The organism is Devosia submarina, from assembly GCF_003056345.1.
Taxonomy (GTDB): domain Bacteria; phylum Pseudomonadota; class Alphaproteobacteria; order Rhizobiales; family Devosiaceae; genus Devosia; species Devosia submarina.
Map to the genome: position 1 here is coordinate 1 of NZ_PYWB01000003.1, position 18,055 is coordinate 18,055.

An 18,055-nucleotide genomic window follows, 5' to 3' on the forward strand; every position below is an offset into this window, starting at 1 on the left:
GTTCGGCTCCTGGGTTGAAGGAGCCAAAAGGGAACTCCTGAACCAGGCGATCCTCAACCAAGCCGTTGCGACCGGTGCCTTGCCGTTATCTCACCGCGCGCACCCTCCCGCGCAGCGGGTTAGTTCCCCGGCCCCTACCCTGCCCTTCAAGGCCGCCATTCTCAAGGACAGATATGGGGTGGATTCCAGACCGTCTGCTCTGAAGTTGCTATGCGCAAAAAGCTGACGCGCGCCCTTCCTCGAGCCCGTGGGCAGCGCGGGTCAGCGTCGAGCCTGTCCATTCATCATCCAATCTCATGGAGCGCGAGTTCACCGTACCACCTCTGAGCCAGACATCGCCATTCACGTCGATGAACACGATTCGGGCAGCCAGTGTGCGGACAACCTCGGAACAGGATCGCACGGCTCATCCTACGGCTTACCCTTGCGGCAATGCTGCTGGTTCCGGGGCTTGCCGCCGGCGCTGACGAACGCGTCGCGCGCATCCTTGAGCATGATAGCAACGTTGCCGCTATTGATCGCTCGCGCGAAGATTTCTTCCCGATTACCACCACGGAGTTCGGCTTTTCGCCCGAGGCGGTCGAAGGGTGGCGGAGCGCGGTTAAGTCGAAGATGCCCGGCGTGGAGCGCTTGGTGGGATCGGGCTCGTTGAGGATGCGGACGATCAGCAACTGGACAGTCGCGACCTGCACCTGGTCCTGTCCTCCCGCAGCTTCTGGCTAACTGAATTTCTTGGGAGTCTGGAGCGGGTAGCGGGAATCGAACCCGCATATTCAGCTTGGAAGGCTGCTGCTCTACCACTGAGCTATACCCGCCCGGTCGGTGACCGACGCGAATGGCAATAGCGCGAGACGGCGGTGCGAAGCAAGCCCTCCCTGCTCACTCAGGGACAAACTGGTGGTTTTCGCGCAGAGAAGTGCCCGCAGAACCGGGCTCTCTTTGGAAAACTTCGCAAGGGAGTCAAACGGGTGTTGACACACTCGGCGCAGACCACCATAAACCGGCCCGACGACGCGCCCCGGCGCTTCGTTTCCTGCCCAAGCGACGTTGTCTGTGGAGGGGTGGGAGAGTGGTTAAATCCATCAGACTGTAAATCTGACCGCTTAGCGTACACTGGTTCGAATCCAGTCCCCTCCACCAACGCCCTTCGGGGCTCCCCTTTCCGCCGGTTTGCAGTTCCCTGCTCCCGCAGGTGAATTAACCAGTTCTTAACCGCGCACTTGCGGGCGGAACGCCTCGGGCCTAGGTCAAAGGCAGTTCCATGCATTTCTGCGCCCCCTCGCCCTGAAACGAGGTGGGCGCTTTTCTTTGAGGCTGTGGCGAGTACCGGTGCGCTTTGTCGGCGCTTGCTGGCTGGGGGCAAAAGCGCTAGGGCTGGCGCCATGAGCTTCAACAAATTTCCGCCAAAACAACGCTACAATCCCGATGACGGCCCGGTGTACCTTTACGGGCTCCACACCGTGCGAGCGGCGCTCGACAACAAGAACCGCATCAAAAAGGCTCTGCTGGCAACGCCCAACGCCATGATGCGGCTTCGGGAAACCGGCGAGATCGGCAAGGTGCCCGTAACCGAAACAACGCCCAAGGAGCTGGACCGGCTACTGGGCGAAGACGCCGTGCATCAGGGGGTGGCGCTAGAGGTGGATCCGGTTGGGCGGTTTGGTCTCGACGATATTTCGCCGCTCAAGCTGGTTGTCGTGCTCGACCAGATTACCGATCCGCACAATGTGGGGGCCATTCTGCGCACGTCTTGCGCCTTTGGGGCAGACGCGGTGATCACGACGGCGCGTCACTCCCCGCGTGAAACGGGCGTGATGGCGAAATCGGCGTCCGGGGCGCTGGACATGGTGCCCATGATCGAGGTGCGCAATCTTGGCGACGCGCTCGAAAAGCTCAAGAGCCGCGGCATGTTGGTGCTGGGCTTTGATTCAGAAGCTGAGGAGCGTTTGCAGCCGCGCGAGGGCGATCAGCCGCTCGTGATCGTGCTTGGCGCCGAGGGCAAGGGCTTGCGCCAGCGTACGCGCGAGCTGTGCGACGAGATGGTCAAGCTCGACATGCCTGGCCCGATCAAATCGCTCAACGTGTCCAATGCGGCAGCGATTGCCCTCTTTGCCGCCACTGCGGGGAGAAATTCATGAGCCAGTTCTCGCCCTTTGCCATGGCGCTGCGCCTGTCCGGCGTGACGCTGGGCCAGAATGATCTGGATAGCGCACTCAAGCAGCTGACCAGCCGCTATGAGGCCGAGGATGCCGAGCAGAGCTTTTATGCGCAGGTGGATGTGTCCGCCGACAATCCGGTGCGCGCCCTGCTGGAGCTGGCGGAACGCTCGGGGCCAACGATCTCGGCCATGCTCGATGATCGGCGGATCGGCAAGGCCGTGCTCGATCTGGCGTTTGATTTTCCCGATTCAGGCGAAGCTATGTCAGCCCGCCTGCCCGCCCATGTTGCCGCGGCCCTTACCGGGCATGGCATCGATATTGAGTTTTCCGTCTACCTCACGGATGTCGAGGAAGACGAAGAGGACTAGAGGGCGTCGCTGAGCGCTGGCGCATCGGCCGTTATGAGGGAGCGGCCGAAGACACCGTTATCCTTAGGCACGAGACGCACCACGGAATAGCCGCGCAGGCGCAGTTCGGCCAGGAAGTCCGGCAGCATGTCGACCGTACGCTGGTGGATGTCGTGGAAAAGGATGATGCCGCTGCCGCGAGCGTCAAGGCGCGCGAGGGTGCGGGCGGCGACTATGGCGGGCGTGTCCTTGTAGTAGTCCTTGCTGTCGATGGTGACATCAAGCACCACAAGGCCGCTTTGGCCGAGATTGGTGCGCAGGAACCCGCTTTGCGAGAGGTAGGGGAAGCGGAAGAACGGCGCAGGAGCCTGCCCGCTTCCCGCCAGCGCCTGGGCCACCGCGCGTTCGCCCTTGGCGATCTCGTCCAGAGCCTCCTGGCGGCCGAGGGTTTCAAGGTCCACATGGGCAAAGGTGTGGCTGCCGACGGTATGGCCGCGCGCCGCGACCTGCTGCGCGAGCCTTGGTTGCGCCTGGGCAGCGGAGCCCAGCATCAGGAAGCTGGCCTTGACGCCGAACTCGTCGAGCGTTGCAAGGATCTTGTCTGTCCTGCCGGGACGCGGACCATCGTCAAAGGTCAGCACCACTTCGCCGGGCTGGAGCACGATATCGGCCGATGATGCGACAGCGAGGGTGCGGCCGCTCAGGGGTCCGGCGCTGAAGATGCGCCTGGGCATTTCTTGGTCGCGCACAGACACGGTTGCGGGCGCAATACTGGCCGTGGTGAGGGTCGTGTCCACAGGCTGCATCAGGGTTTCGTGCTGGCTGGGTGGCTTGGCACAACCGCCAAGAAACATGCCCGCAAGCACAAGAGACAAAGCAAAACGCGAAAGCACCACGGCATGAACTCAGCAGGAAACAACTGAGCGCAGTTTTTGCGATTATGGTTAATATTCCGCTCGCAAGAGCTTAAGGATTACTTACCTACAAGCGATTGCGCTCGCCGGGCGAGTGTATCGAGGGCGCTGAGGAAGGCAGAACGATCTGCGGGCCGGAAGCCGGGATTATAGCCCTTGATGTCACCAGTTTCGCGCAGATGCTGCTTGAGGTCGCGCAGGGCCAGGGCCATGCCAATGGAGGCAGGGGTGAAGGGTTTGCCGGTGAACCCAAGCACGTGGCAGCCCTTGTCGATGGCCCGGCTAGCCAGCGGGATATCGGCTGTGAGAACGATATCGTTGGCTTGCGCGTGTTCGACAATCCAGTCATCGGCCGCGTCGGCACCGGACGAGACCACAACGACACTGACCATGGGATCGCGCGAGGGGCGAATTCCACCATTGCTGACGAAGATGATGTGGAGGTTCAGCCGCTCGGCCACACGCCTAGCCTCGTCCTTTACCGGACAAGCGTCGGCATCCACGAAAATGCTTGGTGCTGCCTGGGTCATCCGTTTCGTGTCTCATCCATTGCTTCAAGCGACCGGGTGGAGCCGGGTATCGAGGGCAAACGCCTCTTGGACCCGCAACGTATAGGCGCCGCTGGCGCGCGCGGCGGTAAAAACCAGGTTCCAGCTATTTGGCGATACCACGCTGGGGACCAGCACGAATTTGTGCGCCTGCAGCAGGCTGTCGCCAAACGCTTGTTGCCCCGCGCTCGGCGGCCCGGATCGCAACCAGTTAGAATTGGGCAGATCGTCCGTCTGAACGACATGGACATCGGCCGGATTGGTGATGTGGAAGGACGTGAGCACATGGGCAACAGTGTCCATGCGCTTGAAGCCGCGATGGACGGCAACTTCCAGAATAGTGGTCGCCGGATCGAGCGCGCAGTAAACCGCGCGCACGCCTTGGCTGTTCCAGCGCCCGCCAAAGCGAAAGGCCCCTTCCCCGCTGTCCCAAGTCGGGGCAAACGGGCGCGCATCAATGCGCCAGCCTATCAGCTCCGTGCCGCCCAGGGGACCGGGAAGCGGTGGACTCAAACGTACACCCCGTATTGGATCTGGCCGAGAAAGGTTTCAACCAGCTCGGTGCCAGCAGCTGTTGCCAGAAGATCGATCGGCTTTTGCCCGTTGAGCCCGATAGCCGGTTCGCTCAGCCATTCCTCGGCATCACGCTGGCTGCCCATGACTTCGGTAGCCTTGGCCAGGATCTCGGCAAACCGCCAGACGCGGCCGCTTTGATCGACACTGAGCGGCTGGCTCGGATCGGCCCGCCGACGCTGCAGTGTCCGCAGGCTCATGCCGATAGCCTTTTCGAGAGCGGCAGCGTCAAGCACCTGCAGGCGCCGCTCCAGCTGGGTTAGGGCGTCACCGGGCAAGCCTTCGAGCAGCATTTCATGCGCATCGAACGCCGTGCCCAAGCTACGCTTGAGCACGCGCGATCCGCCCAGCAGATGACCGACCCGGTCCAGTTCCGTGCCAAATGGCATTTGGGGCGCTTCAGCAAAGCCGGTCATGATGAACCTCCGTCACGTGACCGACTTATAATGACACGTGACGCAAGAGGTTGCAACGCTTGTTAGTTGACGACGACGCTGCGGATGCTTTCGCCCGAATGCATCATGTCGAAGCCCTTGTTGATGTCTTCGAGACGCAGCGTGTGGGTGATCATCGGATCGATCTCGATCTTTCCATTGAGATACCAGTCCACGATCTTTGGCACGTCGGTGCGGCCCCTTGCGCCACCAAAGGCGGTGCCCATCCAGGTGCGGCCGGTCACCAGCTGGAAAGGACGGGTGGAGATTTCCTTGCCAGCGGCGGCAACACCGATCACCACCGACTTGCCCCAGCCGCGGTGGCTGCATTCGAGCGCCTGGCGCATGACCTGCGTATTGCCCGTGCAGTCAAACGTGTAGTCGGCGCCGCCGATCAGATCACCACGGCGCTTGGTGAGGTTGACGAGATAGGGAACGATGTCGCCCTCGATCTCGGTCGGATTGACGAAGTGTGTCATTCCGAAACGCTCCCCCCAGGCTTTCTTGTCGTTGTTGATGTCGACGCCGATGATCATGTCGGCGCCGGCCAGCCGCAGCCCTTGGATGACGTTGAGCCCGATACCGCCCAAACCGAACACGACGGCGGTGGCGCCGATCTCCACCTTGGCCGTGTTGATCACCGCGCCAACGCCGGTGGTGACGCCACACCCGACATAGCAAACCTTGTCGAAAGCCGCCGCGGCATCGATCTTGGCAACGGCGATTTCCGGTAGCACGGTGAAGTTGGAAAAGGTCGAGCAGCCCATATAGTGAAAAATGGGCTTGCCTTCGAAAGAGAAGCGGGAGGTGCCATCGGGCATGAGCCCCTGCCCTTGCGTTGCGCGAATGGCGGTACAGAGATTGGTCTTGCCGGAGCGGCAGGAATAGCATTCGCGGCATTCCGGCGTGTAGAGCGGGATCACGTGATCGCCCTTCTTGAGGCTCGTGACGCCCGGGCCGACATCAACCACGACACCAGCGCCTTCGTGACCCAGGATCGACGGAAAAAGCCCCTCGGGATCCGCGCCTGAGAGCGTGAAATCATCGGTGTGGCAAATACCTGTCGCCTTGATCTCTATCAGCACCTCGCCGGCCTTGGGTCCTTCCAGATCCACTTCGACGATTTCCAGCGGCTTGCCAGCGGCGAAGGCTACGGCGGCACGAGTTTTCATTGCGGATTCTCCTTAGACCATCTTTGCCCAAGCTTTCGCATGGGGCGCCGGGATGGACAACCGCCTCTTGACCGATCGCGACAGCAGGTCGCCCGATTAACTCTGGGCACGGCCCGCACAAAGAAAACCGGTCTCCCCAATTGTTTTGCGCTCGTCTGGTCGGCTACATAGCCCCACAGCAATGCTGCTTTCGCAAGCGTCAGATCAACTCAAGTAGAGCCACCAGACATGCCGCAATTGATCGTACCCGTAATTCTGGCTGGCGGACAGGGCACCCGTCTTTGGCCGATGTCGCGCGCCGCCCGACCCAAGCAGTTCCTTCAACTGGTGGGTACATCGAGCCTCTTCCAGCAGACGCTGCAGCGTGTGTCGGATGCTTCGCTCTATGCGCCCGCGATCGTCATCACCAATTCGGAATACAGGTTCATTGTCGCCGAACAGGCCGATGAGCTTGGTGCGCCCTTGGCCGGCGTGCTCCTCGAGCCCGTGGCTCGCAACACTGCCGTGGCCATTGCCGCTGCTGCCGTTTATGCCCGCTCCAAGTTCGGGCCTGATGCCGTTTTGCATGTGCTGCCTTCGGACCACGATGTTTCAGTTGATGCCGGCTATACAGCCGCTGTTCTGGCCGCAGCCGAAGCTGCCGCGCGTGGCGATCTGGTTACCTTCGGCATCGCGCCAACCCACCCGGAAACCGGCTTTGGCTACATCAAGGCCAATGCCGCCATTGGCGGCGAGGTCCAGGCTGTGGAGCGGTTCGTGGAAAAGCCGGATCGGGAGCGCGCGGTTTCCATGCTTGCCGATGGGGGTTACTTCTGGAACTCGGGCATGTTCATGATCGGGGCGGGAGCGTTCCTGGACGAAACGCAGAAACTGGCACCGGAGACGCTGTCGGCAGCCGAGCATTCCGTCCGGGAAGCCAAGTCGGACCTCGACTTCGTTCGCCTCGATGCAGCCGCCTTCGCCAGCGCGCCCAACATCTCGGTGGACTATGCCATCTTCGAAAAGACCGCGCGGGCGGCTGTCGTAGCGGTGAATTTCGGCTGGTCGGATCTGGGCAGTTGGGACGCGGTCTGGAAAACGAGCGACAAGGATGCTGCACAGAACGCTACCCGCGGTCCGGTAACGCTAAGCAATGTCAGCAATTCGCTCGTGATTTCCGACGACGGGCACGTCGCCGTTGAAGGTCTCGACGACGTGGTGGTGGTCGCGACAAACGACGCGGTTTATGTCGGCAAGCTCACCGAGGCGCAAAAAGTCGGCGCCATGGTCAAGACCTTGCGCGCCAACAAGGAAACGTCAAACCTTACCGACATCCACAAGACGGCCTATCGGCCATGGGGCGGCTATTCCTCCGTGCTCAATGGCTCGCGGTTCCAGGTCAAGCGCTTGTTCGTCAAACCCGGCAAGAAGCTGAGCCTGCAAAAGCACCACCACCGCGCAGAGCACTGGATCGTGGTACGCGGCACGGCTGAGGTCACCGTGGATGGCACCATCACGATTTTAAGCGAGAACCAGTCGATCTACCTGCCCCTGGGCTGCACGCACCGGCTAGCCAATCCCGGCAAGATCGAGCTCGAACTGATCGAAGTGCAGACGGGCTCTTATCTGGGCGAAGACGACATTATCCGCATCGAAGACGAGTTCGGGCGCGCGTAAAGCCTGGTGACCTGCCCTGCCGAACTCATGGTCTGGCACAACATTTCCACACCGTCATCACCCGGCTTGTCCGGGTGATCCATTATTGGGCCGGCGCCACTCGATTGCCCGGACAAGCCGGGTAATGACGATGGACGGACGGATCCGGTAAAGTTGAGGTCAAACGCAATTCAGTGCGTTCGAGCTCGAGAGCTTTAGAGCTTCAACCAAGCATGCAACTCGTCAGCCAACACCACCGGCTCTTGCTCGGCCCCATGCAGCACGAGCTCCGCATTGGTGGGTGGCTCGAAAGGCGAGTCGATCCCGGTAAAGTTCTTGATCTCCCCTGCCCGCGCCCGCTTGTAGAGCCCCTTGGGGTCCCGCGCTTCGCAAACCTCCAGCGGCGTATCGACATAAACTTCGGTGAAGCTGATATCGCCCGCAATCTCGCGCGCCAGCCGACGCTCCTTCTCAAACGGCGATATGAAGGAGACAAGCACAATCAGCCCCGCATCCGCCATGAGCCGGGCGACCTCAGCCACGCGACGGATGTTTTCGACGCGTGCAGCTTCGGTAAAGCCCAGATCCTTGTTGAGGCCATGACGGACATTGTCGCCATCAAGGATATAGGCGTGGCGACCCTCGGCCGTCAGGCGCTTTTCGAGCAGGTTTGCAATGGACGACTTGCCCGAGCCCGACAGGCCCGTGAACCACACGATCTGGGGCGTTTGCCCCTTCATGGCGGCACGCACATCACGGTTCACGTCGAACGACTGGTAGGTCAAGTTCTGTGCGCGGCGCAGGCCGAACTCGATGGTGCCGGCGGCCAGTGTCGCGTTGGATAGCCGATCTATCAGAATGAAGCCGCCGGTCAGGGCATTGCTGCGGTAGGCGTCGAAGGCGATCGGCTTGTCGGTGGCAATCGTAACGGTCGCAACTTCATTAAGATCGATCTTGGTCGCCGCTGTTTGCTCCAATGTGTTCACATTGGTGCGGAACTTGAGATCCGTGATGGTCGCCGGCACCAGTTGCGCACCAATTTTGAGCAGATAGGATCGGCCTGGATAGGCCGGTTCGTCGTTCATCCACACCAGTCGCGCCTGGAACTGGTTGGAATATTCCGGCGTCTCGCCCGGCAACGTCAGCACATCGCCACGCGACAGATCCACCTCGCGATCGAGCACCAGTGTCACGGCCTGCCCGGCAATCGCAGTTTGAAGATCGCCATCCATGGTCACGATCCGGCTGATCTGCGCGGGCTTGCGGGACGAGGCGATCAGCACCTCATCGCGCACCGAGATGGCGCCGGACGCGACCGTGCCCGAGAAGCCGCGGAAATCAAGGTTCGGCCGGTTGACCCATTGAACGGGGAAGCGGAACTTCTGGCTGCTGCGGTCTTCAGCGATGTCGATGGTTTCAAGATAGGGCACCAGCGCCGAACCCTTGTACCAGGGCGTGTTGGCGCTTGGCGCGAGCATGTTGTCGCCGCGCAGGGCAGATACAGGAATGGTCTCCAGCGTCTTGAAGCCCAGCGGCTCGGCGAACTGGCGATATTCGGCAACGATTCTATCGAATACGGCCTGATCGTAATTTACCAGATCGATCTTGTTGACCACCACAACGACGTGCTTCACGCCAATCAGCGATAGGATGAAGCTGTGGCGCCGCGTCTGCGTCAGCACGCCCTTGCGCGCATCAACGAGCACCAGCGCCAGATCGGCATTGGAGGCGCCCGTCGCCATGTTGCGGGTATATTGTTCATGCCCCGGCGTATCCGCCACGATGAACTTGCGCTTGTCGGTCGAAAAGAATCGATAGGCCACGTCAATGGTGATGCCCTGCTCGCGCTCGGCGGTAAGACCATCAACCAGCAGCGAAAAATCGATCCCCTCATCGCCAACCATGCGGTTGCGCGATTCCTTTTTGAGGCTCGCCAGCTGATCATCCAGCACGAGCTGGCTATCATAAAGCAGGCGCCCGATCAGGGTTGATTTGCCATCATCAACCGAACCGCAGGTGAGGAACCGCAGCAGGGATTTTTCAGTCTGCTGGCTGAGCCAGAGGTCGAGTTCGGTATCTGGAGCAGTCATGGGAAGGCTCATCAGAAATAACCTTCCTGCTTCTTTTTTTCCATCGAACCGGCGCTGTCGCTGTCGATCAGGCGACCCTCGCGTTCCGATGTGCGGCTCGCCTGCATTTCCATGATGATCGATGGCAGATCGGCCGCCGATGAGCGGATGGCGCCGGTGAGCGGATAGCAGCCTAGCGTGCGGAACCGCACCATCTCCTCTCGCGGCGTTTCGCCCGGCCCGAGCGGCAGGCGCTCATCATCCACCATGATCAAGGTGCCGGAGCGCTCCACCACGGGCCGCGGCTTGGCGAAATAAAGCGAGGGCAGCTCGATGCCTTCCGAATAGATATAGGTCCAGACATCGAGCTCGGTCCAGTTGCTGATCGGAAACACGCGCATGCTTTCGCCCGGATTGAGCCGGGTGTTGAACACGCGCCAAAGCTCGGGCCGCTGGTTCTTGGGATCCCAGGCATGGCTGGCATTGCGATGGGAAAAGATACGCTCCTTGGCGCGGGACTTTTCCTCGTCGCGCCGCGCGCCACCGATCGCCGCATCATAGCGACCGGCATTGAGCGCCTGCCGCAGAGCTTGGGTCTTCATGATGTCCGTGTAACGCGACGAGCCATGGTCAAAGGGATTGATCCCGTCCCGGATGCCGTCAGGATTGGTATGCCGTATCAGGTCGAACCCGAATTGCTCGGCCATCCGGTCGCGGAAGGAGATCATTTCCCGGAACTTGAATGTCGTATCGACATGCAGCAGCGGAAACGGAATCTTGCTGGGGTAAAAGGCTTTGCGCGCCAGGTGCAAGAGCACACTTGAGTCCTTGCCGATGGAATACATCATCACGGGCCGCTCGAAGCTCGCCGCCACTTCGCGCAAGATCTCGATGCTTTCGGCCTCAAGGATCTGCAGATGGGTCAAGGATGGTGCACTCAAGGCCGCTCTACTCCCACGCAAAAGGCGCCAGGAACAGCGCCAGTTTCAGCCTTGTGAGTTAGGCCGCGGCGGCTCGAGCGACAAGCCGAAAAGCGCTGTGCGGCGGGCACTTGGGGAGCCTGGAGGCACAAACATCTGCGCACCCGCCTCCTCCTGCAAACGCCGCTTGCTGAAGCGCTTTTTCAAGCAGCGCAGAATGCGCCACCCCTCCGCTGTGCAGAAAAATAGTTCAGCCCCACCCTCCGCTTGCCGAACCACAACGAGAGTGCTAAAGCCCCACGCATGCCGGTATAGCTCAGTTGGTAGAGCACCTGATTTGTAATCAGGGGGTCGCGGGTTCGAACCCTGCTGCCGGCACCATAGATCCAAAAGCGTTTGTCGACCACATTGGGATCGCTGACCATCAATGGCGACCCAACCTCGCCCTATTACGAAGCACGTCTGATCGGCTACAATGCTTCCAAGGCGGCCCTCAATATGCTGACCGTGCAATTGGCGGCCGAGCTGAAAGATACTCCCATCCTGGTAAATTCGGTGGCACCTGGCTATGTCCAGACAGACCTGACCGGCGGCAACGGCTTCATGACACCCCAGGAAGGTGCGCGCCTGCCGGTACAATATGCCCTTTTGGGTGAAGGTGCCGTATCTGGCAGCTTCGTGGAACCAGCTGGAATAGTGCCCTGGTAGGCAGCTTGGACCTCGGTGCTTCAGCGCGGAGCGCTAGTCGGCATGTCCACCAGCGAACAATGACCTGAACAGGGTCGGTCCCTCCTATACGGCATAGCGCCCCATTCGGGCTCTTCGATACTTGGCTGGTTGCTTCAATCCCTCACAATGCGGAGCCTTGATGGGCAGCGTTTACTTGACAAGCTTTCCAGCTCGCGGCCACTAGCGCGACATGAACAGTGCAAGATCCATGCTCGTCCTGTCAGGTGTCAGCCGCCGCTTCGGAGAGGTTGCCGCGCTCGATGATATTTCCCTCGAATTGGGCAACGAACAAGTTCTATGCCTGGTTGGTCAGTCCGGTTGCGGAAAGTCCACATTGCTCAGGGCGATTGCGGGCATCGAGAGGCTCGACAACGGCACAATAAGCATCGACAACACGATCGTCTCAGGTGGCGATGCATTCGTCGAGCCTGAACACCGCCGCGTGGGCTTCATGTTCCAGGACTACGCCCTGTTCCCGCATCTGACTGTGCGGCAGAATGTCGGGTTCGGGCTTCATCTCCTTTCACGACGCCACCGTGAGGAACGGGTTGCCGATGTGTTGGGGCGCATCGGGATCGAGGCTCTTGCTGATCGATATCCACACATGCTGTCGGGGGGCGAACAGCAGCGCGTGGCTTTGGCCCGGGCACTGGCACCGCAGCCCCGTCTCCTGCTGATGGACGAACCCTTTTCCAATCTGGACCGCGGCCTGCGGGATCGGGTGCGGCAGGAGACGCTCTCTCTTGTGCGGGATCTAAGGATGACAGCGGTGGTGGTTACTCATGACCCGGAGGAAGCCTTGGCCATCGGAGACATGGTCGCTTTGATGCAGAAGGGGCGATTGGTGGAGGTGGGCACGGGCGCTCGCATCTACGATGCTCCCTGGACAGCCTATGCCGCACGCTTCTTTTCGCGCATGAACGTGATACCGGCGCAGCTCAATGGCAAATTTCTTGAAACACCGCTCGGCAGGTTTGCCGCTCCAGCCCTGGAGGGCGTTCCAACCGTGTTGCTCCGCCCTCAATCCATCCATCTCTCGCCCGTGGGTATTTCCGCCTGGGTGGTTGAACGATTGATCTTGGGAGAAATCGAACAACTATTGGTATCCGTCAGCGGGATGCATGAGCCGCTTATCATACGTGGAACCGGCCGACACGATGTTCGACCTGGCGACGAAGTATTTGTCTCCGTCGACGAGAGCAAGCTCATGATCTTTCCCCAAGATGCAGCGCAGCTGGGAACGGTCACCTCCTTCAATAACTTAGAAGCATTCTAAAGCGCGCGGAATAAGTTGACATTCTCTATCAAATAAAGACTTCTTCCATGTGAATGATGGTGCGGAAGTTCCCGCCCATCTTTTGCGTATCATCTTGGGAGATCGACTTTGCGCAATCACATCATGACATTGGGCGCGGCCGGCATCTTGGCTGTTGCCGCCGCTGCCCCTACGCTGGCCCAAGAGGTCAACATCTACACAACACGCGAACCCGGTTTGATCCAACCGATCCTTGATGCCTTCAATGCCGAAACCGGCATCAAGGTGAACACGGTATTCCTGGAAAGCGGTCTCATCGAGCGCGTTAAGGCCGAAGGGGAAAGCTCTCCTGCAGACCTGTTGATGACGGTGGACTTCGGCGCCTTGATTGACCTGGTGAATGCTGGAGTGACCCAGCCTGTGCAATCGGAAGTGCTGAATGCGGCAGTTCCTGCGTCGCTGCGCGACGCTGATGGACAATGGTTTGCTCTTTCTGGTCGGGCCCGCGTTGTTTATGCCTCCAAGGAGCTTGATCTCGACAGCATCACTTATGAGCAGCTCGACGACGAGGAGTTCCGCGGCAAGCTCTGCATTCGCTCCGGCCAGCATCCCTACAACACCGCGATGTTTGCAGCCTATCTCGCCAAGCATGGTGAGGAGGAAACCAAGACCTGGCTCCAGGGCATCAAGGCAAATCAGGCGCGTGCCGCCGCCGGCGGGGACCGGGACGGCGCCCGCGACATTGCTGCCGGTCTGTGCGACATCGCCGTGGCCAATTCCTACTATTATGGCCTGATGGCGAGCGGTGCCGGTGGGGACGAGCAGAAGGCCTGGTCAGATGCGGTCAAGGTCATCCTCCCAACATTTGAGGATGGCGGCACGCTTGTAAATGTCAGCGGCGCTGCAGTTGCGGCTCATGCGCCAAATCGGGACGAAGCAGTCCAGCTGCTTGAATATCTGGTGTCCGACGAGGCGCAGAGGCTCTACGCAGAAGCTAATTTCGAGTATCCGGTTTCCGCAACGGCCGAAGTGCATCCCCTGATTGCTGCATTCGGCACCCTTCAACCCGATGGCCAGTCTCTTACCGAAGTGCTGCCGTTCCGGGCTCGTGCCAGCGAACTCGTTGACGAGGTCAATTTCGATACTTTCGGCAACTAAGCACAAATATCGGCACCCCCGGGGATACCGCAATCGCCTATGGCCGAAATAACTGCAGGGCGCCGAGATAAGCGCCCACGGATGACGATCAGCCTCTGGGCCGTCGTGGCATTCGCCGCGGCGGCTCTAGCGCTGTTGCCTATCATTGCCATTGCTGCCACTGCCGTTGCAGATACCGGCGACCTCTGGGGCCACATTGTCCAGTTCGTGCTGCCACAAGCAAGCTGGAACACGCTTGTACTGCTTGCCGGAACAGGTCTGATCGCAACTTTCGTAGGCACAGGCGCTGCCTGGATCGTCAGCGCCTATGACTTTCGGGGACGGGCGTTCCTCGAATGGGCGCTGCTGCTGCCCTTGGCCGTGCCGACTTACATCATGGCCTATGCCTATCTCGACATCCTCAATCCGCTCGGTCCGGTGCAAGGCGTGTTGCGATGGGTGCTGGGCTACTCCAGTCCTCGACAGTTCCGACTACCCGATATCAGGGCGATGTGGGGCGCCATCCTGGTTTTCGGCTTTGTGCTTTACCCCTATGTTTATCTCACCGCCCGAGCGATGTTTCTGACCCAGGCCGCCAACGTCACCGAGGTTGCGTGCGTATTGGGGGTGCCGCGCTCGGGAATTTTCTGGCGCGTAGCGCTGCCATTAGCGCGCCCTGCGATCGCCGTGGGCGTCTCCCTTGCCCTTATGGAAGTGCTCAATGATGTCGGCGCCTCCCAGTTTCTGGGCGTACGAACCTTGACTGCCACTGTATATACGACCTGGGTCGTCAGAACGGACTTGGCGGGGGCTTCGCAAATCGCCCTGAGTATGTTGGCGATCGTGCTAGCCGTGCTGATGCTGGAGCGCTGGGCCAGGCGCAACCAGCGCTACGCTGCCGCTGCGCAGAATGCGCGGCAGATGCAGCGCCAGCGCTTGCGCGGGCATTCTGCCGTACTGGCGTTCGCTCTTGGCCTTGCCCCCATTGCAATCGGCTTTGCGGGACCGGCACTTTATCTGGTCGTGGCAGCCATCCGCCGCATTGAATTTGCCGGCTTTTCATCCTCGCTGCTGCGAGCCACCCTCAACACGGTCAGTGTTTCCGCCATAGCGACCCTTGCTATTTTATCCGTTGGGTTCGCAGTGGCGTACGTGGCGCGGATTCATGCAGCGCGCTGGTCGGCAACAGCGATGCGGCTCGCATCTATCGGCTACGCAGTCCCCGGCACCGTTCTTGCCATCGGTATTCTGGTCCCGGTAGCCGCGGTGGATCGCACCTTAGGTAGCGCATGGCATGCATGGACCGGCCTTCCGGGAGGGCTACTCCTTCTTGGCTCTGGAGCTGCGCTCGTTTATGCCTATTCAGCTCGGTTTATGGCCATTTCCGTGGGAGGCATCGAGGCGGGCCTCAGCCGCATCCCCCCTGCCTATGATCATGCTTCGCGCACATTGGGGCATCCGGCAATAGGAACACTGCTGCGCGTTCATCTGCCGCTATCACGCTCTTCCCTCACCGCTGCCGGCCTCCTGGTCTTTGTTGACTGCATGAAGGAGCTACCGGCAACGCTGCTGCTGCGCCCGCTCAATTTCGAGAGTTTAGCGACGCTTCTTTACGGCGAAGCAGCCCGCGGCACCTATGAGGACGCCGCCCTTGCCGCCCTGATCATCGTTGCCATAGGCATTCTTCCCGTTATTCTTTTGGCGAAAACGTCTAGAACCTTTCGGTAGGCGAGCAAAGCCCAAGCCTACAACCTGCAAGATTACCAAGGGACAGCGGGTCGCGTGTTGCACCGATGCACCGATGCTTGCGACCCCGCGGCAGTTCAATGCTGTTGAAAGCTCTATTGAGACAGCAGTTCAGCCTGGGTGTTCGCTGTTGCGCTATGGGTCTGCCGCACCCCGAAGCGTCTGCGGTACTCATTGGGCATAAGGCCTGTAAGTCGCTGGAATAATCGCCGGAAGGCAGAGGCGTCGCCATAGCCAGGCTATCTGCTCCACTGGACGAATCGTCAGCTCAAGCGCCTCGCGGGCTTTGCTGATGCGGATCTGCTGGGTGTATTCGGTGGGACGCAACCCCGTTGCGCTCTTGAATCGCCGCAGAAGGGTTCGCTCCTCAAGCCCGGCCTCTTGTGCCATCTGCCGCAGCGTTTGCTCCCTTGCGCCATTTGTCTGCAGCCAGTGCTAGCAACCATCATCAAGTGCCTGTCCGCTCACTGGAGAGGAAACTGCGACATCACCGGTGGTAACCAGGGCGGCTGGCGGGTTCTTTCGACCGGGATAGTATAAGGCAAGCGGCGCCAAAGGTGGTGTCCAGTCCTCAAGAACACGCACCGGCCTTCCGGCAGCTATGTCCTTCCCAACATCGGCCTCCATGACATAGCCCGGCCTTATCCAGAGTTCTGGGCGGCGATGCGCACCAAGCTTGACTCTCGTCCAGCGTGACCACCCCTTGCACATCGCCGCTGAGCGGCTTGACTTCTCCTGTTCCTTGCCCCGAGGCCGAGCCATTTATTGCCGCGCGTCAAGGGCATAGGGCGGCCTGCTTGACTTTAATCTTTTATCACCTACCTTGAAGATCATGAGCCAGATCTACAGCATCATGAGCTGCTTTGCTCGCCGGTATATTCCGGTCGAAGGATAGTTTCCCTAAGCCAGCGCGCCTTGTCGCGGGGTTTAGGGTCAGGGTCATTATATCCATTGTCGCATCAGCAATCCGGGCGCTTTCGTCCGATGCGTACTTTCGCTTGCTTAGTGATAAATCATGCTCATTCAGAAACATTGCACGCTCAGCCACTCCGATTTCGAGCAGCTCCTCTGCCTGGCTGCTGGCGCCTCCGCCTTGAGGGCGGAAAGCCTTTCCGTCGAAATGGAGCGCGCCCGAATAGCCGTTGGCTCCGCGACTGCGTTGGACCTCGTACGGTTGGAGGCGTGATTGCGACGCAGCACCCAAAGGTTGACGCAAACTAGATCGCATCCCTGATCCGGGCATTGCCTCGGATCAGGGATGCATTTGCAGGCGCCCAAAATGATCCGGAGCAATCTTGATGACTGTTCAGCTACCCATTGTTCTCACTTCGGCAGATTTCACTGTTCTTCAGAATTTGGCAGGCAATTGGCGGGAGCCTTTCGCCGGCGCGAGCCGAATGATCCGGCGCAAGCTGGATGCTGCAACGATCATGTTCCCCGCAGACATACCCGTTGATGTCGTGACGCTCGGCAGTCGAGTGCGTTTTCGCGTGGGGTCCAAGCCAGCGCAGGAATGTTCGCTGGCAAGGGAACTCAGCGGCGATTGCACAGAGGGGAACGTGGCGCTGGCATCTCCCTTGGGACTTGCAATGATTGGCGCTGCTGCCGGTAATATTGTTCAACTGCCCAAAGCAGACGGGACAACGGAGCAGGTGCTTATCGAAGCGGTTCTGTTCCAGCCTGAACAGAAAAGGGCCGGCCCTGCGCTGCGCCTCGTTTCGCGCGCCCAGCCGCCACCGGGCCCGAACGTTTTCGCCTTGAGGGAGCCTCAAGCTGCGAGCTTCACTGGAGAATGGGACGACGACCCCGGGCCCAGTGCTGCCTAGGTGGTGCCATTTGGGCCCAACAGCAACCCAGCTGATGCAGATGCTGCCCGATGCGGCGCAATCAGCCTCGATCGGGCTGTCCCTCACCTCATAGTTTTCGGCTCGGTGCTTTCCGGCCGATGCCTGAAGCCTTGCAATTCCGGATCAATTGCTATGACCAGCGCGATGAAACCGCTTCTTACCGAAAGAACCCACGCCATCCTGATCGGATTGGTTCGCCAGGGAGGCCGTCATACGGCGACCTACCTTCAGCAATTGCATGACAAATTGCAGAAGGCCGTCGTGGTGCCGTCGGACGCTATCGACCCGGATGTAGTGACCCTTGGCAGCTCGGTTCGCTACAGGGTCAACAAGGGCGGCGCCATGGAGCACAACGTGGCCCTTTATTCCAAGAACGATCAGGAGCACCAGACGCTCTCCATCAAGAGCGTGCGAGGATTGGCGCTGCTGGGCATGCGTGAGGGTGACGCTTTCACCGCCTGGCAATCTCCCGACAGATGCGAGGACATCGAGATCGAAATGATCATGATGCAGCCAGAAGCGGATGGTGAACTGCTGCGGGTTCAGGCATTGCGCAAATAAACATCCATC

19 protein-coding genes, 3 tRNA genes and 2 pseudogenes are annotated in these 18,055 nt (G+C 60.1%); 14 read left to right on the plus strand and 10 right to left on the minus strand.

What is annotated here, in order from left to right:
* Together DDE77_RS19720 and DDE77_RS04665 are read left to right on the plus strand one after the other, a co-directional pair.
* Positions 1 to 226, plus strand: a 226-nt coding sequence (locus DDE77_RS19720) for a hypothetical protein (protein WP_210204342.1), incomplete at its 5' end; no start/stop codon positions are given.
* Positions 227 to 432: 206 nt separating this feature from the next.
* Positions 433 to 723 (plus strand): hypothetical protein, encoded by a 291-nt coding sequence (locus DDE77_RS04665; protein ID WP_108396301.1) that lies wholly within the window; start codon positions 433 to 435, stop codon positions 721 to 723.
* Positions 724 to 741: 18 nt separating this feature from the next.
* Here DDE77_RS04665 and DDE77_RS04670 read toward each other — a convergent pair.
* A tRNA-Gly gene (locus DDE77_RS04670) sits at positions 742 to 815 on the minus strand.
* A 240-nt stretch (positions 816 to 1,055) separates the two neighbouring features.
* Here DDE77_RS04670 and DDE77_RS04675 point away from each other — a divergent pair.
* The 3 genes from DDE77_RS04675 (at position 1,056) to DDE77_RS04685 (ending at position 2,527) form a co-directional block, all read left to right on the plus strand.
* A tRNA-Tyr gene (locus DDE77_RS04675) sits at positions 1,056 to 1,140 on the plus strand.
* A 242-nt stretch (positions 1,141 to 1,382) separates the two neighbouring features.
* The gene (rlmB, locus tag DDE77_RS04680) at positions 1,383 to 2,138 is read left to right on the plus strand and encodes a 23S rRNA (guanosine(2251)-2'-O)-methyltransferase RlmB (RefSeq protein ID WP_108396302.1); all 756 of its coding nucleotides are present in this window, start codon (positions 1,383 to 1,385) and stop codon (positions 2,136 to 2,138) included.
* Complete coding sequence (locus tag DDE77_RS04685) at positions 2,135 to 2,527, plus strand: hypothetical protein (protein WP_108396303.1); 393 nt, start codon at positions 2,135 to 2,137, stop codon at positions 2,525 to 2,527. The genes rlmB and DDE77_RS04685 overlap by 4 nt, the downstream gene beginning before the upstream one ends.
* On the opposite strand, the gene DDE77_RS04690 is transcribed toward DDE77_RS04685, so the two are convergent.
* From DDE77_RS04690 to DDE77_RS04710, 5 genes are all read right to left on the minus strand, one after another.
* Positions 2,524 to 3,402, minus strand: a complete 879-nt coding sequence (locus tag DDE77_RS04690) for a polysaccharide deacetylase family protein (protein ID WP_245895087.1) — start codon at positions 3,400 to 3,402, stop codon at positions 2,524 to 2,526. The two genes, DDE77_RS04685 and DDE77_RS04690, sit on opposite strands and share 4 nt — an antisense overlap.
* Before the next feature lie 77 nt (positions 3,403 to 3,479).
* Positions 3,480 to 3,950, minus strand: a complete 471-nt coding sequence (locus tag DDE77_RS04695) for a YaiI/YqxD family protein (protein ID WP_108396304.1) — start codon at positions 3,948 to 3,950, stop codon at positions 3,480 to 3,482.
* A gap of 24 nt (positions 3,951 to 3,974) precedes the next feature.
* Positions 3,975 to 4,481 carry an RES family NAD+ phosphorylase gene (locus DDE77_RS04700; protein WP_108396305.1) on the minus strand — a complete coding sequence of 169 codons (507 nt, stop codon included), beginning with the start codon at positions 4,479 to 4,481 and terminating at the stop codon, positions 3,975 to 3,977.
* Complete coding sequence (gene parS, locus DDE77_RS04705; RefSeq protein ID WP_108396306.1) at positions 4,478 to 4,957, minus strand: type II RES/Xre toxin-antitoxin system antitoxin; 480 nt, start codon at positions 4,955 to 4,957, stop codon at positions 4,478 to 4,480. Before parS ends, DDE77_RS04700 begins: the two co-directional genes overlap by 4 nt.
* 62 nt (positions 4,958 to 5,019) lie before the next feature.
* The gene (locus tag DDE77_RS04710; protein ID WP_108396307.1) at positions 5,020 to 6,147 is read right to left on the minus strand and encodes an S-(hydroxymethyl)glutathione dehydrogenase/class III alcohol dehydrogenase; all 1,128 of its coding nucleotides are present in this window, start codon (positions 6,145 to 6,147) and stop codon (positions 5,020 to 5,022) included.
* Between the two features lie 228 nt (positions 6,148 to 6,375).
* On the opposite strand from DDE77_RS04710, the gene DDE77_RS04715 reads away from it, so the two are divergent.
* Positions 6,376 to 7,803 (plus strand): mannose-1-phosphate guanylyltransferase/mannose-6-phosphate isomerase, encoded by a 1,428-nt coding sequence (locus DDE77_RS04715; RefSeq protein ID WP_108396308.1) that lies wholly within the window; start codon positions 6,376 to 6,378, stop codon positions 7,801 to 7,803.
* Between the two features lie 194 nt (positions 7,804 to 7,997).
* On the opposite strand, the gene cysN is transcribed toward DDE77_RS04715, so the two are convergent.
* Together cysN and cysD are read right to left on the minus strand one after the other, a co-directional pair.
* Positions 7,998 to 9,872, minus strand: coding sequence for a sulfate adenylyltransferase subunit CysN (cysN, locus tag DDE77_RS04720; RefSeq protein ID WP_245895088.1), 1,875 nt, complete (start codon positions 9,870 to 9,872; stop codon positions 7,998 to 8,000).
* A gap of 11 nt (positions 9,873 to 9,883) precedes the next feature.
* The gene (gene cysD, locus DDE77_RS04725) at positions 9,884 to 10,792 is read right to left on the minus strand and encodes a sulfate adenylyltransferase subunit CysD (RefSeq protein ID WP_108396310.1); all 909 of its coding nucleotides are present in this window, start codon (positions 10,790 to 10,792) and stop codon (positions 9,884 to 9,886) included.
* 284 nt (positions 10,793 to 11,076) lie between these two features.
* Between cysD and DDE77_RS04730 the strand changes: the two genes are divergently transcribed.
* The 5 genes from DDE77_RS04730 (at position 11,077) to DDE77_RS04750 (ending at position 15,620) form a co-directional block, all read left to right on the plus strand.
* A tRNA-Thr gene (locus DDE77_RS04730) sits at positions 11,077 to 11,152 on the plus strand.
* 15 nt (positions 11,153 to 11,167) lie between these two features.
* A complete protein-coding gene (locus DDE77_RS04735) occupies positions 11,168 to 11,479 on the plus strand; it encodes an SDR family NAD(P)-dependent oxidoreductase (RefSeq protein ID WP_245895089.1) in 312 nt (103 codons plus the stop codon).
* A 211-nt stretch (positions 11,480 to 11,690) separates the two neighbouring features.
* The gene (locus DDE77_RS04740) at positions 11,691 to 12,776 is read left to right on the plus strand and encodes an ABC transporter ATP-binding protein (RefSeq protein WP_108396311.1); all 1,086 of its coding nucleotides are present in this window, start codon (positions 11,691 to 11,693) and stop codon (positions 12,774 to 12,776) included.
* Positions 12,777 to 12,899: 123 nt separating this feature from the next.
* The gene (locus tag DDE77_RS04745) at positions 12,900 to 13,913 is read left to right on the plus strand and encodes an extracellular solute-binding protein (protein WP_108396591.1); all 1,014 of its coding nucleotides are present in this window, start codon (positions 12,900 to 12,902) and stop codon (positions 13,911 to 13,913) included.
* Positions 13,914 to 13,994: 81 nt separating this feature from the next.
* A complete protein-coding gene (locus DDE77_RS04750; protein ID WP_245895090.1) occupies positions 13,995 to 15,620 on the plus strand; it encodes an ABC transporter permease in 1,626 nt (541 codons plus the stop codon).
* A 113-nt stretch (positions 15,621 to 15,733) separates the two neighbouring features.
* Here DDE77_RS04750 and DDE77_RS04755 read toward each other — a convergent pair.
* Both DDE77_RS04755 and DDE77_RS19850 read right to left on the minus strand, forming a co-directional pair.
* Positions 15,734 to 16,073, minus strand: a pseudogene (locus DDE77_RS04755) (helix-turn-helix domain-containing protein); the annotation flags it as partial.
* A pseudogene (locus DDE77_RS19850) lies at positions 16,074 to 16,350 on the minus strand (hypothetical protein); the annotation flags it as partial. It lies immediately after the preceding pseudogene.
* Positions 16,351 to 16,653: 303 nt separating this feature from the next.
* Between DDE77_RS19850 and DDE77_RS19385 the strand changes: the two are divergent.
* The 3 genes from DDE77_RS19385 (at position 16,654) to DDE77_RS04770 (ending at position 18,046) form a co-directional block, all read left to right on the plus strand.
* A complete protein-coding gene (locus DDE77_RS19385; protein ID WP_157959675.1) occupies positions 16,654 to 16,824 on the plus strand; it encodes a hypothetical protein in 171 nt (56 codons plus the stop codon).
* Positions 16,825 to 16,936: 112 nt separating this feature from the next.
* Positions 16,937 to 17,464 carry a GreA/GreB family elongation factor gene (locus DDE77_RS04765; protein ID WP_108396313.1) on the plus strand — a complete coding sequence of 176 codons (528 nt, stop codon included), beginning with the start codon at positions 16,937 to 16,939 and terminating at the stop codon, positions 17,462 to 17,464.
* A gap of 165 nt (positions 17,465 to 17,629) precedes the next feature.
* Positions 17,630 to 18,046, plus strand: coding sequence for a GreA/GreB family elongation factor (locus DDE77_RS04770; RefSeq protein ID WP_157959676.1), 417 nt, complete (start codon positions 17,630 to 17,632; stop codon positions 18,044 to 18,046).
* Positions 18,047 to 18,055 lie beyond the last annotated feature (9 nt).

What these genes read in the sequence shown, in the direction of transcription:
- parS (WP_108396306.1), bottom strand. Translation starts at nt 4,957, where the DNA reads ATGACCGGCTTTGCTGAAGCGCCCCAAATGCCATTTGGCACGGAACTG.
- DDE77_RS04765 (WP_108396313.1), top strand. Translation starts at nt 16,937, where the DNA reads ATGACTGTTCAGCTACCCATTGTTCTCACTTCGGCAGATTTCACTGTT.
- DDE77_RS04770 (WP_157959676.1), top strand. Translation starts at nt 17,630, where the DNA reads ATGAAACCGCTTCTTACCGAAAGAACCCACGCCATCCTGATCGGATTG.
- DDE77_RS04710 (WP_108396307.1), bottom strand. Translation starts at nt 6,147, where the DNA reads ATGAAAACTCGTGCCGCCGTAGCCTTCGCCGCTGGCAAGCCGCTGGAA.
- rlmB (WP_108396302.1), top strand. Translation starts at nt 1,383, where the DNA reads ATGAGCTTCAACAAATTTCCGCCAAAACAACGCTACAATCCCGATGAC.
- DDE77_RS04745 (WP_108396591.1), top strand. Translation starts at nt 12,900, where the DNA reads ATGACATTGGGCGCGGCCGGCATCTTGGCTGTTGCCGCCGCTGCCCCT.
- DDE77_RS04665 (WP_108396301.1), top strand. Translation starts at nt 433, where the DNA reads ATGCTGCTGGTTCCGGGGCTTGCCGCCGGCGCTGACGAACGCGTCGCG.
- DDE77_RS19385 (WP_157959675.1), top strand. Translation starts at nt 16,654, where the DNA reads ATGCTCATTCAGAAACATTGCACGCTCAGCCACTCCGATTTCGAGCAG.
- DDE77_RS04695 (WP_108396304.1), bottom strand. Translation starts at nt 3,950, where the DNA reads ATGACCCAGGCAGCACCAAGCATTTTCGTGGATGCCGACGCTTGTCCG.
- DDE77_RS04740 (WP_108396311.1), top strand. Translation starts at nt 11,691, where the DNA reads ATGAACAGTGCAAGATCCATGCTCGTCCTGTCAGGTGTCAGCCGCCGC.
- DDE77_RS04685 (WP_108396303.1), top strand. Translation starts at nt 2,135, where the DNA reads ATGAGCCAGTTCTCGCCCTTTGCCATGGCGCTGCGCCTGTCCGGCGTG.
- cysN (WP_245895088.1), bottom strand. Translation starts at nt 9,872, where the DNA reads ATGACTGCTCCAGATACCGAACTCGACCTCTGGCTCAGCCAGCAGACT.
- DDE77_RS04715 (WP_108396308.1), top strand. Translation starts at nt 6,376, where the DNA reads ATGCCGCAATTGATCGTACCCGTAATTCTGGCTGGCGGACAGGGCACC.
- DDE77_RS04750 (WP_245895090.1), top strand. Translation starts at nt 13,995, where the DNA reads ATGACGATCAGCCTCTGGGCCGTCGTGGCATTCGCCGCGGCGGCTCTA.